The following is a 12862-nucleotide window of genomic DNA, read 5'->3' as shown; positions in this document are numbered from 1 at the left end:
GCCGAAAAAACATTGACCCACAAAATTAACATTCAAATAACCTGCAAGGGATGCCCACGATGTCCTCTCCAACCTATGTCACCCAGAATGAATATCCTCTGGACGATGACACCACCTTAATGTCTACCACAGACGTCCACAGCTACATCACTCACGCCAACGACACTTTTGTGCAGGTGAGCGGCTACCAGCTTGATGAGCTGACGGGCCAGCCGCACAATCTGGTACGCCACCCCGACATGCCAAAAGCCGCGTTTGCCGATATGTGGTACACGCTGCAGCAGGGCGAACCGTGGAGTGGGATTGTCAAAAACCGGCGCAAAAACGGCGATCACTACTGGGTGCGTGCTAACGCAGTGCCGATGGTGCGCCACGGGCAGGTCACGGGCTATATGTCCATTCGCACCAAAGCCACGGCGGAAGAGATTGCCACCGTGGAACCGCTCTACCGGGCGCTCAACGACGGGAGCTGTAAGAAACGTGTGCATAAGGGGCTGGTGGTTGGAAAAGGCTGGCTGGGCAAACTGCCTGCCATGCCGCTGCGCTGGCGCGTGCGCAGCGTGATGGCGGTGCTCTTTGCCCTACTCGCCTCCACCCTGGCGGTGACCTCCGCCGGGTGGATGCCGCTCGTTGCTGCTGCGGTGGTGATGCTGCTGGGGACGCTGCTCTTTGAGCACCAGATTGTCCGCCCGGTAGAGAATGTGGCTCGACAGGCGCTGAAGGTCGCAACCGGTGAGCGCAACAGCGTGCAGCATCTGAACCGCAGCGACGAGCTGGGGCTGACGCTGCGCGCGGTAGGGCAGCTTGGCCTGATGTGCCGCTGGTTGATTAATGACGTGTCGAGCCAGGTGGTTAGCGTCCGTGACGGCAGCGACAGGCTGGCGCAGGGAAATGAAGATCTGAACGATCGGACCCGTCAGACCGTGGCGAACGTGCAGCAGACCGTCGCGACAATGAATCAGATGGCCGCATCCGTTCAGAGTAACTCCGAAACCGCCGCCGAGGTGGACAAACTCTCCGTGGCCGCGAGCAGCGCGGCGACAAAAGGAGGCAATGCGATGCAGACCGTCGTTAAAACGATGGATGATATTGCCGACAGCACGCAGCGAATTGGCTCAATTACCTCCCTGATTAACGACATCGCTTTCCAGACCAATATTCTGGCGCTGAACGCGGCGGTTGAAGCGGCTAGGGCAGGCGAGCAGGGAAAAGGTTTTGCCGTGGTCGCGGGCGAAGTCCGCCATCTCGCCAGCCGCAGCGCCAGTGCCGCGAATGATATTCGTAAACTCATTGATGCCAGCGCCAGCAAGGTGCAGTCCGGCTCTGAGCAGGTGCATGCCGCAGGCCGTACGATGGATGATATTGTGGTACAGGTGAAAAACGTGACGCAGCTTATCGCCCAGATCAGCCACGCGACCTCCGAGCAGGCAACCGGACTCTCTGAGCTGACCCGTGCGGTGGCTGAACTCGACAGCATTACGCAGAAAAACGCCGACCTGGTCGAGGAGAGCGCACACATTTCTGCGATGGTGAAGCATCGCGCCGGACGTCTCAAGGATGCGGTGACTGTGCTTCATTGAGCCAGTAATGTTCCAAAAAAAGCCGTTTATTTCGTAAGGAATAAACGGCTTTTTATTTTCTGCTTGTGACTATTAATGTATTTTATTGTTAATCTAATATTAAATAACTAAAGAAAGTACCTCAGTTATTTATCCCTGCCTAAGTCAATTATCCAGAAGGCTATTTTGAAAAATGCCTCTCTGGTGGTCTGGTAACGATCAATGGGGCAATATTAATAGCCTCTACCTATCCATTGTGTGGGTTATGAAATAAAAAAACGATCAAACTCATAAAGTTAGCGAAATCGTTACCGATAACAGCGATCGTCTGAGAAATAATCACATCGATGGAGAAAATATGTTCTTACATGACGTAAAGATCGGCACGAAATTATTTCTGGCGTTTGGGTTCTTTATTGTCCTGATGGCGATCAGCGCGAGCCTGTCTCTGCTGAGTCTGAACCGGGCTAATAACGGGATGCAATCCATTATTACCAGTGATTATCCGACCACGGTAAAAGCGAACCAGTTAATTGATAACTTCCAGGAATTTATTAGCACTCAACAGCTGATGCTGCTGGACGAGCAGGGCACCTACACTGGGCAATCTCAGCAGCGCCTGAAAGAGATCAGCGAGCATATCACGGTGATCCTGGGAGAGCTGAACACCGCGTTGCAGGATCAAAAGTCTCAGCAGGTGCTGGCGGAGATCCGCAGCGTGCGTCAGCAGTATCTGGACTCGCGCTACCGCATTTTGCAGGCGGTGCAGAACAACAATCGTGCGGGCGCTATTCAGGAGATGATGACCACCACCCTCGCCGTGCAGCAGGCTTATAAAGCGAAGGTGAAGGAGCTGATTACCATTCAAAACAGCGAGATGCAGAGCGCTGGCGCGCAGGTGGAAGGGGATTTCCGGTCTAACCGCCTGCTGTTGATCCTGCTCACGCTCTTTAGCGTCGGGGCAGGCAGCCTGATCGGCTGGTTTATCGTGCGCGCTATTACTCGTCCGCTCGGCGAGGCGGTGCATTTTGCAAAAGCCATTTCTGAGGGCGATCTCACGGGCAGCATCACGCCACACGGTAAAGACGAAACGGGTCTGCTGCTGCACGCGCTGATGGAGATGAAAACGCGACTGCTGGACATTGTGCAGCAGGTGCAAACCGGCTCGGAGAATATCTCCAGCGCAGCCGCGCAGATTGTCGCCGGGAATCAGGATCTGGCCGCGCGCACGGAAGAGCAGGCCAGCTCCGTTGAACAGACCGCCGCCTCGATGGAGCAGATCACCGCGACGGTGAAAAATACCGCCTCGCATACCGGGGAAGCGACCAACCTCTCGGCTGATGCCGCCACGGTGGTCAAAAACAACGGTGAGATGATGAAGCAGGTGACCAGCAAAATGCGCCTGATTAACGAGACGTCCAACCGGATGTCCGACATTATCGACCTGATCGACGCCATTGCGTTCCAGACCAACATTCTGGCGCTGAACGCGGCGGTGGAAGCGGCGCGCGCCGGCGAGCACGGTCGCGGTTTTGCGGTGGTCGCCGGTGAAGTGCGTCAGCTTGCCCAGAAGAGCGCGTCGTCTGCCAGCGAAATCCGCGAGCTGATTGAGAGCTCTACCAGCCAGACCCAGGACGGGATGAACCTGGTTGAAAAAGCGAGTGCGTTGATCAACGGGATGGTCGGCAACGTAGAAGAGATGGACGTGATTCTGAGGGAAATCCGCCAGGCTAGCCACGAGCAGACGGAAGGTATCTCGCAGATTAACAGCGCGATTGGCCTGATTGATGCCACCACCCAGCAGAACTCCGCGCTGGTGGAGGAGTCCGTCGCGGCGGCAGCATCGCTTAATGAACAGGCGATGCACCTGAAAGAGCTGGTACGCGTCTTCCGCGTGAGCGAGCACGCACCGGCTTAATCCAGCTGGGAGATCTCCAGCGCCGCGCGGTCGATTACGCCGATAATCTGCTTGAGCTGCGCGTCGCTGAGCTCTCCCTGATTCACCTTCAGGTCTAACACCGCTTTGAAGTTATCCAGCGCCCGCTTCATCTGCGGGTTTTTGCGTAGCTGAAAACCGACAGAACGCGCTTTGATACGCACCTGGATCTGTTCCAGCTGTTCCCGGTTTTCGTCCAGCCAGCGTTGTCCTTCAGCGGTAATCGCAATCTTCTTGCGACCGTTCTCTTCTTCCGTAATGGTGATAAACGTCTGATCCTGAAGATAATCCAGGGTTGGATAGATGACCCCTGGGCTCGGGGTGTAATTCCCATGGGTCAGGTTCTCGATCTCTTTGATCAGCTCGTAGCCGTGGCTCGCGTTGCGGGTCAGGATATCCAGAATCACCAGCCGCAGATCGCCGTGGCCGAAAAAGCGCGGCCGCCGCCCGCCGCCCTCATGTTCGTGTCGCATAGTATGCCCTTCATTTTGATACATCTAAACTATATCTAAGATATATTCAGATGCAATCTAAAAGATCTTGCATTTTTACTTATTAGTAATCATTATCATTTGAAAATTGATTTAGATATATCGTATTCACCAGAGAAGGGGCTAAAAATGGCAACTACCCGTTACCCACAGCGCGTTCGTAATGACCTGCGTTTTCGCGAGCTGACGGTGCTCCGCGTTGAGCGCGCCAGCGCGGGTTTCCAGCGCATTGTTTTAGGCGGCGAGGCACTGGAGGGCTTTAGCTCCCGCGGTTTCGACGACCATACCAAAGTCTTTTTCCCGGCACCCGGGGCGGCGTTCGTGCCGCCGGTGGTTACCGAAGAAGGCATCGACTGGGGCGACGGCGTGCGTCCGCAGGCGCGAGACTATACGCCGCTCTACGACGAGGCAAATCATGAGCTGGTTCTCGATTTCTTCATTCATGACGGCGGTATTGCCAGCAGCTGGGCGATTGAGGCGAAAGCGGGAGACAAGCTGACCATCGGCGGCCCGCGCGGCTCGCTGGTGGTGCCGGAGGATTACGCCTGGCAGCTGTACGTGTGCGATGAGTCCGGTATGCCCGCGCTGCGTCGACGCTTAGAAAGCATTGCGCAACTGCCGGTTCGCCCGGACGTTCACGCGGTCGTGACGGTTGGGGATGAATCCTATAAGGACTATCTGGCGCACCTGAGCGAGTTCAACATCACCTGGGTGGTGGGCCACAGCGAGCAGGCAGTCGCAGATCATCTGGCTGCGCTGACCGTTCCGGGGGACGATTATTTTATCTGGCTGACCGGGGAAGGGAAGGTGGTGAAAAGGCTGAGCCGTCAGTTTGAAGCCGACGCGATTGATCCACAGCTGGTGCGTGCCAGCGCATACTGGCACGCCAAATAATCAGGCTGCTGAATCCAGCTGCGCTTCGCTCACCTGATGTTCGAGCGAGGCGCGGACCTCGTGCAGCGCTTTCTCCTGCTGAGCGAAGTACGCTTCCATATTGCTCAGCGACGAGACCAGAAGCCAGGACTCCTCTTTCTCCAGCTCCGCCAGCTCATTCACTAAAATGTCGATCTGCTCGCGGACCTGCGCCATTTTTTTGCGGATACGTTCCAGATCGTTCAGCCTGTCGCTTGCCATCAATGGCTCGAAGCCCTGCTGCAGGCGGGCCACCAACGAGCGAATGGCTTTCACATCGCCGCGCTGCTTCGCCTGGTTAAGCTGCACCATCATGTTGTTGGCTTCTTCTTTCAGATCGTCCGCCACCAGATCCGGGTGGCAGAGCTTGCTCGCCTGCCGCCAGAGACGCTTGAGTTCGTTCTGATCTTCTTCCGAAAGATGCTTTCCTTTACGCAGCCGCACTTCGGCATCGTGATGCTGTTCGCGATACTTCTCGTACTCTTCGTTGGCCTCGTCGCGAGCCTGACGCGCAGGCTCTTCTTCACGCGTTAAGCCGCTCTCCAGCTCCAGCGCTTCGGCCAGCAGGTTGGCGATGAGATTACTTTGCTGCTCCAGATGTTTACGCGCCTCGGCTGCCTGCACGGAGTCAGCCGGGAGATCGCGCCAGCGCTGGGTAAGCGTCGCCAGTACTTCTACCGCCTGCGCCATATAGCGCTGGCAGCGACGGTAATCTTCCTCGCGACGACGCGCTTCCGCCTGCTGACGACGCAGGTTAAGCTCGGCCAGCGTTTTACGCAGGGCGAGGATCTGCTGCATCAACGGCCCGAGGCGGGAGAAATAGAGATCGTTGAATTCATCAAGCTGCTGCACACGGGCGTTGCGGCGGTCAATCAGATCGCGTAGGCGCTCTTCCAGCGCCTTCAGCTCTAGCTTGCTGGCCGCCACCTGCGGATCGCGCCACTGGGTCACGGCGCGCTGACCCTGCAGCCAGGCGGTAATGGCCGCCATAGCCTCGGTGTAGTTTTTTCCCTCAAGCGCCACGACGATTGCCTGTAGCTCATCGTCAAACGCTTCATTTTTCAGGCGTGTCAGCTGGCTCTGGATGATGTCGTCATCTTCCAGCTCAATGGCATTTTTAATGATTTCTAGCCGTTTGATCGGTGTGCTCATGATGCCTTTCGCTTTGGCGCTTAAGTATTTGAGTTAAGGTTAGTTGTTGTAAAAGCTACAGGAAATAATACACACGGATGATGATCGGCGCGATGGGGGATTTCTTTAATTAGCTGATGGATGTTGCTCTCACTATGGGGTAAACCCAATAAAGCGTAATACCACACGTTCACCAGCCCTGTTAATGTGCATCGATCCTCTTTTTCCCCTGCCACGGGTTTTACCGTGTCCTACCCGAAAGCAAGCGCCTCATCTTTGGTGGCGAATGCAACCGACCCGGCCTCAGCTAACCTCGCTATAAATTCCCACCACGCGACCCACTGTTTTTATCTCGTCGATGCCGCATTCAAACGGAACCTTGCCGCCCGCCACGTGAAGTTTTTTCCCCGGCAGCAGCGTCAGGTCGCGGATGCTCGCGGTGCCTTCAATCTCAACCAGCCACAGGCCGTCGGTTAACGACGCCTCTTTTTCGATAAAGTGCAGCTTCCCCTCCGTGCGGACGGCGATTCCGCGTGCCAGCGGTTTGCTAAAGAAAGCAGAGTCGATACTCAAAATGGAATTTTCTTCCAGCCTCCCGTCACTGAGTGTGAATGTCGAAACCGAAACGGGATCGCCCGGGGCGGGGTTTCCTGCAAACTGCGCACCCTGGCCGGTCATCAGCCAGCGGAGGCTGGCGCCAGTGTCCAGCGCACACTGAACCGCAAAGTCGTAAGAGATGGTACCGCGCGCGTAGCGGTTCTGAAGCGAGCTGGCGGCGATATTAAAGTGTCGGGCCAGCTGGATTTTCTGCGTAAAACCATATACCTGACAGATTCTATCGAGCAATTCTTCATTATTCACTTGAGAATCTAATATCAAAATATATTCCTTTGGGTGTTTACTAATACTCATTTGGGTATTAGTATCATTGCAAATTCGGGCAATCAGCGGCAGACGTTGGCAAACTGAGGCTAATGATTGCAGGCATTATCAAAATGGGAATCATGCAGCATGGCTTCCGAAATCGCAATCCTCAAACGGCGGAAAAAGCCGTGCTCTGCCCGTTTTGAACGCATTAGCGTGCATATATTTATGCGAGGGGAGATATGGCGATAGAAGCTGCCAGTGCAAGGGTTCCACTAAGCGTGGGGGCGCGTCTTAGCGGGCTTAACCACATCGCTGAACTGCGCGCCCGCTTCGGGAGCGATAGCGGGAAAGAGCTGGCGCGGTTTATGGCCGACATGCGCGATAAGCGCGATCCCTTTTTTGAGGAGAACAGCAGGGCGCTGGCCGCTCTCTTTTTCCTGGCGAGATTACCCGTCGCCCGTCATGAGTGCGATATCAGCGAGCTGACCACAGAGGAGAAAAGAGCGCTAATTACCGCGATGAATCATTTTCGTGCTGTTGTGAGTTTATTTCCTGAACGGCTGACCATGCCGTTGTAACCCAACCCAAAAACGAATGGCGTAAACCCGCCGGGCACCCTGTTGCCTGAATTTAAGGAGAACGCGTGATGCGACACAGTGAAAACCGCCCTTATCCAATCGGAAGTGAAGAACTGAAACGCCTGCTGGCAGAGGCAAAAACAGAGGAACGATGCGCGCGCGCCCTTGCGGTCTCCCTGCGTCTGGAAGCGCTGGCAAGCCAGATCTACAAAACCGGCATGAGCGGAGAAGACGTTGCCGAACTGCTGTGCCACGAGGCGGCTCGCTACGAGCGTGAATCCCAGGAGCTGCACTGATGGCCGATTTTATCGATCTTGCCCAGGCGCGCGAGCAGGAAGACAGAGAGCGCCACATTAATAGCGCCCGCAGACGACCCGCATCGCCTTCGCGTTTCTTCTGCGAGGAGTGCGAGGCTCCAATACCACAGGCGCGCCGTATGGCGGTGCCCGGCGTGGCCCTGTGCGTCACCTGTCAGGAGATCGCGGAGATGAAAAATAAACACGTCCGGGGAGGGTGAGTTGGCTACGTCATTCGCTTATCCGTGGAATGCACCGCGGTCGGCCATTGCCAGCCCTTATCTTACCCATGCCCAGCAGCAGCGTCGCGATCGCTTCTTCGCGGCGCTGCAGCAGGCAAGAATGGTTCTCTCACAGCAGCCTGACTGCGTGCGTTTTGAGGTCTGGCGCGCCGTTGACGCCCTCGAACAGCATCGGGGCAATCCCCAGGCTAACGCCTTTTTGATCCGCTTCTGCAAAAGGATGTTACCTCGCCTGCGGCGGGTCTCCGATCGCTATGCCTGCACAGGACTGCACGAGGAAGTCTCCAGGGCCGTGTTCGACGGCCATTTCGACACTCAGCTTTTGCAATACCTCGCCTCGCGGATGGTTGAACTGGTTGCCCGCTATAACCGCATTCCGGATATGTCCCGCGCGGACATCGACCTGCTGGCCGCAGATGTCGCCAGCTTTATTCGCGGCGAGCTGGCGAATATTAACGATGCTGAAATGGGCGAATACCAGACGCTGTACGTCTGGTATCAGCGCGCCGGACTAATCGCCCGACAGTTCAACGTGTCGCCACCGCACTGGGAGCGGGTGTCGAAGACGTTTTTCAACAAAGATGACGTTGCCGCGGCGGTGATCCGCATGTTTTCCGAGGCGTGGTGGCGCGGGCGTTTACGTCGGATCGCGGCTGCCTGGCGCGAGCATTTGCAGATTGCCCTTGGCAACGTCAGCAAAAAGAGAACGGCGTATGCGAGCAAACGCTGCGTGACCGAGTGGCGCGAACAGAAGCGCCGCACCCGCGAATTTCTCAAGGGCGTGGAGCTGGAAGATGAAGAGGGCAACCGCATCAGCCTGATTGAAAAATTCGATAGCTCGGTGGCCAACCCGGCGATACGCCGTTGTGAACTGATGACCCGCATTCGCGGGTTTGAAAATATCTGTGAGGCGCTGGGCTATGTGGGCGAGTTCTATACCTTAACCGCGCCCGCGCAGTATCACGCGACGCTGAAATCAGGTTACCCCAACGCGAAGTGGAACGGGGCCAGTCCGGCGGAGACGCAAGGCTACCTCACCCGGCTGTGGGCGCGCATCCGCGCAAAGCTCCACCGTGATGGGATCCGTATTTTCGGTATCCGCGTTGCGGAACCCCATCATGACGGTACGCCCCACTGGCACATGCTGATGTTTATGCTGCCGGAAGATGTCGAATGTGTTCGCCGGATTATCGGGGACTACGCGCGGCAGGAGGATGCCGCTGAGCTGCAGAGCGAAAGCGCCAGACAGGCGCGCTTTCACGCGGACGCGATCGATCCGCAGAAAGGCAGCGCTACCGGCTATATCGCCAAATACATCTCAAAGAATATCGACGGCTATGCGCTCGATGGTGAGACCGATAACGAAAGCGGCGGGCTGCTGAAGGAGACGGCGTCCTCCGTATCGGCCTGGGCGGGGCGCTGGCACATTCGCCAGTTTCAGTTCATCGGCGGCGCGCCGGTAACGGTCTACCGCGAGCTGCGCCGACTGGCAGACGCTGAGGCCGCGCGCGGTCTGAGCGTCGAGTTTGCTGCAGTCCATGAGGCTGCCGACGCCGGTGACTGGGCGGGTTACGTCACTGCACAGGGCGGTCCGTTTGTGCGTCGCGATGATTTACAGGTGCGCACGCTGTATGAGCCGGGTACCGGGTTTAACCAGTACGGCGAAGAAACGGTCCGCATCCGCGGCGTGTACGATTCCGCCTTCGGCGCGGGCAGCCCGGTTTTAACCCGCCTGACGCAGTGGAAAATTGTGCCGAAGCGGGCCCAGGAGCCTGAGAATGTAACAGCGCCTTCTCGGAGTTCTGTCAATAACTGTACGCTGAGCGATCTCTCTCAACCCCTTAACCGGCGTGCGAGACGGGCATTAACCGAGCGCATCAGGCACATACGACCCAGCGCAGCGGCGCCCTTTGTCTACGAGCGGGATCTGCAGAACGGGGTCCCGGAGAAAGTGATTGATGAGGTTTGGCTCGCCACCGGAATCGCCATCAGCCGCGCAGAGGCCCTGCATCTTATGGCGGGCGGCGTTAGCCGCTTTAACGACAAATGGTGCAGAGGCGCAGCTGACGGAACGCTCTTTCCGGCAGCGCGTTCTTATCAGCACAAGGCGCGGAAAATCCTTGAACGTATTGGGCATTTATCAGATCTGTTCGCTCTGAGAGCACGCTAATCTCCATCGATATCATGCACATACCGTGAGTAGTTCTGATTTTTCGCTTCACTCTTTTTATGAATACGTGCTACTGTATGTTTGTACAGTATCTCGTGGTGGAGGTTGTGTGGACAGAGAGTTGAACGAGCAGGTCATGATTGAACGTGTCGAGATGATTGCTCGACTGACGACAGAAGGAACATGTCAGGAAAGAGATCGTGAGATTGCCCTGAATTTGATTGCTGAGATTGCGCGGGGAAATTTAATCAAAAACAACGCATTTACCGTTGTTTTCTCAGCATCGCCTGTTCCGGAACGAATCAAAAAAGAGGGTAACGTTCGGGTGAACATTACGCTCGATAAAGACCAGCAGATTGGCCATGGCGTCGTCGAGGCCTTCCAGAACGAACTGACCCGCCGAATAAGGTCCCTGTTCCCGTCATCGCGAGTGACCGTGAAAATAGGATCGATGACGGGAGTAGAGCTCCAGGGGCTTGAAGGAGAAGCCGATCGTGAGATGCTGAATAATATTCTCCGGGAAGTCTGGGAAGACGAGAGCTGGCGCTAGCCCAGCGTCATTACCCGAACGCACGCCCTCATTCAGATTTTACGCTTTCGTTGACCCACGCTTCGCTGCTTGTGGACGGTCTGTTGTGTCCGTGATTGTCCATCCATCAGCGATAGCGAAAAGGCCGCCAGCCCGGGAAACTCTACGGTACCTGGTAACCGGATGTTAGGAGCGTCTGATGAAGATCTATGCAATGCAGGGGGACACGCTTGATGCCGTTTGTGCCCGCTATTATGGGCGCACGGCTGGCGTCGTAGAAGCCGTTCTGAAGGCCAATCCTGGCCTCGCGGAGTCAGGCGTTATCTTGCCTCACGGTAAGCCGGTAGAGATGCCGGAGGTAAATAGCGCCCCCACCAAAGAATCCGTAAATCTATGGGACTGAGCCTGGAGAAAATCACCACGTTTATCGCCTACTGGCTGGCCGTGGCGCTGGCCTGGTTCGGGGCGATGTCTCCTGAAAAGGTCGCGCTGTACGTGGGGAGTGTTTGCGCCATTTTTACCGCGCTGACGAACTACTGGTTTAAGCGAAAAACCTGGCGCTATCTCCAGTCGCTGGGCCTCGATAAGAAGAGCATTCGTGAACTCAATCATTAAGCGTTGCAGCGTCGCCGGCGTGCTGGCCCTGGCGGTGCTGATGCCCGATTTTCGATTACTGAAAACGTCCCCTGAGGGGCTGGCGCTGATTGCCGATCTCGAAGGTTGTCGCCTCTCGCCCTACCGGTGCAGCGCTGGGGTCTGGACGTCAGGCATTGGCCACACGGCAAACGTTGTGCCGACGCGGGACATTACCGAGCGTGAGGCCGCTGTAAATCTGGTTGCTGATGTACTCAACGTTGAGCGACGGCTGGCGACGTGCGCGCCGGTGGAGATGCCGCCGCGGGTCTACGACGCGCTGGTGAGTTTTACCTTTAATGTTGGCGCAGGCGCCGCCTGCCGTTCGGCTCTGGTGTCTTTTATTAAGCGTAAACAGTGGTCGCAGGCGTGCGAACAGCTTACCCGCTGGGTGTACGTCAACGGCGTCAAAAATACCGGTCTGGAAAACCGCCGTGTCCGCGAGATGGCCTGGTGCATGAACGGGCTGCCATGAGAACGCTCATGCTGGCGCTGGCCGGGCTGCTGGCCATCACGCTGTGGCTTCGTCATGACAACCTGAACCTTTCCCGTTCCTTAGCCACCGCGAACCGGGTTGCCAGCGAGCAAAAAAACGCTCTCGCCGAGCTTAATCAACAGCTTTTCCTGGCACAGCGGATGGCCAGAGCAAATGAAAACGCCCAGGTCAGGCTCCGTGAGGAGCTTGTTACTGCTGGCGAGGAGAGGGCAAGACGGGAAGCGACTATCGGGAGATTACTCAATGAAAATGAAGCGTTACGCCGCTGGTATACCGCTCAGCTGCCTGATGCTGTCCGCAGGTTGCACACCCGCACCGCCTGCGCCTCCGCAGCCCATTGTTTATAACGCCTGCCCGAAGGTGAGCCGCTGCCCGATGCCGGGAAGCGAACCCGCCACTAACGGCGATCTCAGCGCCGATATTCGCAGGCTTGAGTACGCCCTTATCGCCTGCGCGCTGCAGGTTGAAACCATTAAAGACTGTCAGGATAAACTCGATGCACAAACTCAAGAGCCTGCGTCAGGCATTAATTGACGCGATCCCCCAACTGAATGCCAACCCGGAGCGCCTGCAAATGTCGGTCGGCAGCGGCAATATAGACGCCCGCCAGGCCTCCTCGCTCTCCTTTGAAAAACGGTATGCGCTGAACGCGAAGGTCAACGGTTTCACCGGCGACAGCGAGGGCTTTTTTGTCCCGGTGCTGGCCTGGCTGCGGGAAAACCAGCCGGACATTTTTACCCTCGATGACGGACGCAAAAACGGATATACCTTCGCGATCGTCTTAAACGATGACGCTACGATGGATATCAGCATCAGCATGCAATTAACCGAGCGCATTCTTGTTTCCGAGGAACAGGGCGTTCTGCACGCGACCTATTCCCCGGAGCCGCCGCTGCCGGAGCGCGTCACGCGTCCGAAGGCGTTGTACATCAACGGTGAGCTGGTCAGCCAGTGGGAGGACTAAGCTCCCCACGCTGAAGGCCGCCAGCCGCCTGCCGTCTGGACCGCTTGTTGTATCATCC

At 56.6% G+C, this 12862-nt stretch carries 17 protein-coding genes; 14 read left to right on the top strand and 3 right to left on the bottom strand.

Going from position 1 to position 12862, the window contains the following annotated elements:
- Positions 1-59 precede the first annotated feature (59 nt).
- Together PUP35_RS18905 and PUP35_RS18900 are read left to right on the top strand one after the other, a co-directional pair.
- On the top strand, positions 60-1580 hold the full coding sequence (locus PUP35_RS18905) for a methyl-accepting chemotaxis protein (protein ID WP_274240932.1): 1521 nt from the start codon (positions 60-62) through the stop codon (positions 1578-1580).
- A 337-nt stretch (positions 1581-1917) separates the two neighbouring features.
- Positions 1918-3477, top strand: coding sequence for a methyl-accepting chemotaxis protein (locus tag PUP35_RS18900; RefSeq protein WP_136195059.1), 1560 nt, complete (start codon positions 1918-1920; stop codon positions 3475-3477).
- Here PUP35_RS18900 and PUP35_RS18895 read toward each other — a convergent pair.
- Positions 3474-3968, bottom strand: coding sequence for a PadR family transcriptional regulator (locus tag PUP35_RS18895; RefSeq protein ID WP_274240931.1), 495 nt, complete (start codon positions 3966-3968; stop codon positions 3474-3476). The genes PUP35_RS18900 and PUP35_RS18895 overlap by 4 nt on opposite strands.
- Before the next feature lie 147 nt (positions 3969-4115).
- On the opposite strand from PUP35_RS18895, the gene PUP35_RS18890 reads away from it, so the two are divergent.
- Complete coding sequence (locus PUP35_RS18890) at positions 4116-4880, top strand: siderophore-interacting protein (RefSeq protein ID WP_274240930.1); 765 nt, start codon at positions 4116-4118, stop codon at positions 4878-4880.
- Here the strand turns inward: PUP35_RS18890 and PUP35_RS18885 are convergent, their stop codons facing one another.
- Positions 4881-6050 carry a DNA repair protein gene (locus tag PUP35_RS18885; RefSeq protein ID WP_111964916.1) on the bottom strand — a complete coding sequence of 390 codons (1170 nt, stop codon included), beginning with the start codon at positions 6048-6050 and terminating at the stop codon, positions 4881-4883.
- A 282-nt stretch (positions 6051-6332) separates the two neighbouring features.
- Positions 6333-6908: a phage repressor protein CI gene (locus PUP35_RS18880; RefSeq protein WP_271369506.1), complete on the bottom strand. Its 576-nt coding sequence runs from the start codon at positions 6906-6908 to the stop codon at positions 6333-6335.
- Between the two features lie 227 nt (positions 6909-7135).
- On the opposite strand from PUP35_RS18880, the gene PUP35_RS18875 reads away from it, so the two are divergent.
- From PUP35_RS18875 to PUP35_RS18825, 11 genes are all read left to right on the top strand, one after another.
- Positions 7136-7474, top strand: a complete 339-nt coding sequence (locus tag PUP35_RS18875) for a DUF5347 domain-containing protein (protein ID WP_274240929.1) — start codon at positions 7136-7138, stop codon at positions 7472-7474.
- A 68-nt stretch (positions 7475-7542) separates the two neighbouring features.
- Entirely contained in the window at positions 7543-7770 is a 228-nt protein-coding gene (locus PUP35_RS18870) for a DUF2732 family protein (protein WP_271369508.1), read from the top strand.
- A complete protein-coding gene (locus tag PUP35_RS18865) occupies positions 7770-7991 on the top strand; it encodes a TraR/DksA family transcriptional regulator (protein WP_048028939.1) in 222 nt (73 codons plus the stop codon). Before PUP35_RS18870 ends, PUP35_RS18865 begins: the two co-directional genes overlap by 1 nt.
- Position 7992: 1 nt before the next feature.
- Positions 7993-10182 (top strand): replication endonuclease, encoded by a 2190-nt coding sequence (locus tag PUP35_RS18860; RefSeq protein ID WP_274240928.1) that lies wholly within the window; start codon positions 7993-7995, stop codon positions 10180-10182.
- 109 nt (positions 10183-10291) lie between these two features.
- Positions 10292-10732: a DinI-like family protein gene (locus tag PUP35_RS18855; protein WP_274240927.1), complete on the top strand. Its 441-nt coding sequence runs from the start codon at positions 10292-10294 to the stop codon at positions 10730-10732.
- A 178-nt stretch (positions 10733-10910) separates the two neighbouring features.
- Entirely contained in the window at positions 10911-11114 is a 204-nt protein-coding gene (locus PUP35_RS18850; RefSeq protein WP_274240926.1) for a tail protein X, read from the top strand.
- Entirely contained in the window at positions 11105-11326 is a 222-nt protein-coding gene (locus PUP35_RS18845; RefSeq protein ID WP_023616187.1) for an HP1 family phage holin, read from the top strand. Before PUP35_RS18850 ends, PUP35_RS18845 begins: the two co-directional genes overlap by 10 nt.
- A complete protein-coding gene (locus tag PUP35_RS18840) occupies positions 11310-11819 on the top strand; it encodes a lysozyme (protein WP_274240925.1) in 510 nt (169 codons plus the stop codon). The genes PUP35_RS18845 and PUP35_RS18840 overlap by 17 nt, the downstream gene beginning before the upstream one ends.
- Positions 11816-12187 carry an Rz-like lysis system protein LysB gene (gene lysB, locus PUP35_RS18835; RefSeq protein WP_274240924.1) on the top strand — a complete coding sequence of 124 codons (372 nt, stop codon included), beginning with the start codon at positions 11816-11818 and terminating at the stop codon, positions 12185-12187. Before PUP35_RS18840 ends, lysB begins: the two co-directional genes overlap by 4 nt.
- Positions 12084-12374, top strand: a complete 291-nt coding sequence (lysC, locus tag PUP35_RS18830) for an Rz1-like lysis system protein LysC (protein ID WP_023616185.1) — start codon at positions 12084-12086, stop codon at positions 12372-12374. The genes lysB and lysC overlap by 104 nt, the downstream gene beginning before the upstream one ends.
- A complete protein-coding gene (locus PUP35_RS18825; protein WP_271369514.1) occupies positions 12337-12804 on the top strand; it encodes a phage tail protein in 468 nt (155 codons plus the stop codon). Before lysC ends, PUP35_RS18825 begins: the two co-directional genes overlap by 38 nt.
- Positions 12805-12862: the final 58 nt, after the last annotated feature.

It is taken from the genome of Enterobacter sp. S-33 (genome assembly GCF_028735835.1).
In the GTDB taxonomy this organism is placed as follows: Bacteria; Pseudomonadota; Gammaproteobacteria; order Enterobacterales; family Enterobacteriaceae; genus Enterobacter; species Enterobacter vonholyi.
Note: the sequence above shows the minus strand (reverse complement) of the source record. Positions and strands in the feature narration are given on the sequence as shown.

What these genes read in the sequence shown, in the direction of transcription:
- PUP35_RS18905 (WP_274240932.1), top strand. Translation starts at nt 60, where the DNA reads ATGTCCTCTCCAACCTATGTCACCCAGAATGAATATCCTCTGGACGAT.
- PUP35_RS18900 (WP_136195059.1), top strand. Translation starts at nt 1,918, where the DNA reads ATGTTCTTACATGACGTAAAGATCGGCACGAAATTATTTCTGGCGTTT.
- PUP35_RS18895 (WP_274240931.1), bottom strand. Translation starts at nt 3,968, where the DNA reads ATGCGACACGAACATGAGGGCGGCGGGCGGCGGCCGCGCTTTTTCGGC.
- PUP35_RS18890 (WP_274240930.1), top strand. Translation starts at nt 4,116, where the DNA reads ATGGCAACTACCCGTTACCCACAGCGCGTTCGTAATGACCTGCGTTTT.
- PUP35_RS18885 (WP_111964916.1), bottom strand. Translation starts at nt 6,050, where the DNA reads ATGAGCACACCGATCAAACGGCTAGAAATCATTAAAAATGCCATTGAG.
- PUP35_RS18875 (WP_274240929.1), top strand. Translation starts at nt 7,136, where the DNA reads ATGGCGATAGAAGCTGCCAGTGCAAGGGTTCCACTAAGCGTGGGGGCG.
- PUP35_RS18870 (WP_271369508.1), top strand. Translation starts at nt 7,543, where the DNA reads ATGCGACACAGTGAAAACCGCCCTTATCCAATCGGAAGTGAAGAACTG.
- PUP35_RS18865 (WP_048028939.1), top strand. Translation starts at nt 7,770, where the DNA reads ATGGCCGATTTTATCGATCTTGCCCAGGCGCGCGAGCAGGAAGACAGA.
- PUP35_RS18850 (WP_274240926.1), top strand. Translation starts at nt 10,911, where the DNA reads ATGAAGATCTATGCAATGCAGGGGGACACGCTTGATGCCGTTTGTGCC.
- PUP35_RS18845 (WP_023616187.1), top strand. Translation starts at nt 11,105, where the DNA reads ATGGGACTGAGCCTGGAGAAAATCACCACGTTTATCGCCTACTGGCTG.
- lysB (WP_274240924.1), top strand. Translation starts at nt 11,816, where the DNA reads ATGAGAACGCTCATGCTGGCGCTGGCCGGGCTGCTGGCCATCACGCTG.
- lysC (WP_023616185.1), top strand. Translation starts at nt 12,084, where the DNA reads ATGAAAATGAAGCGTTACGCCGCTGGTATACCGCTCAGCTGCCTGATG.
- PUP35_RS18825 (WP_271369514.1), top strand. Translation starts at nt 12,337, where the DNA reads ATGCACAAACTCAAGAGCCTGCGTCAGGCATTAATTGACGCGATCCCC.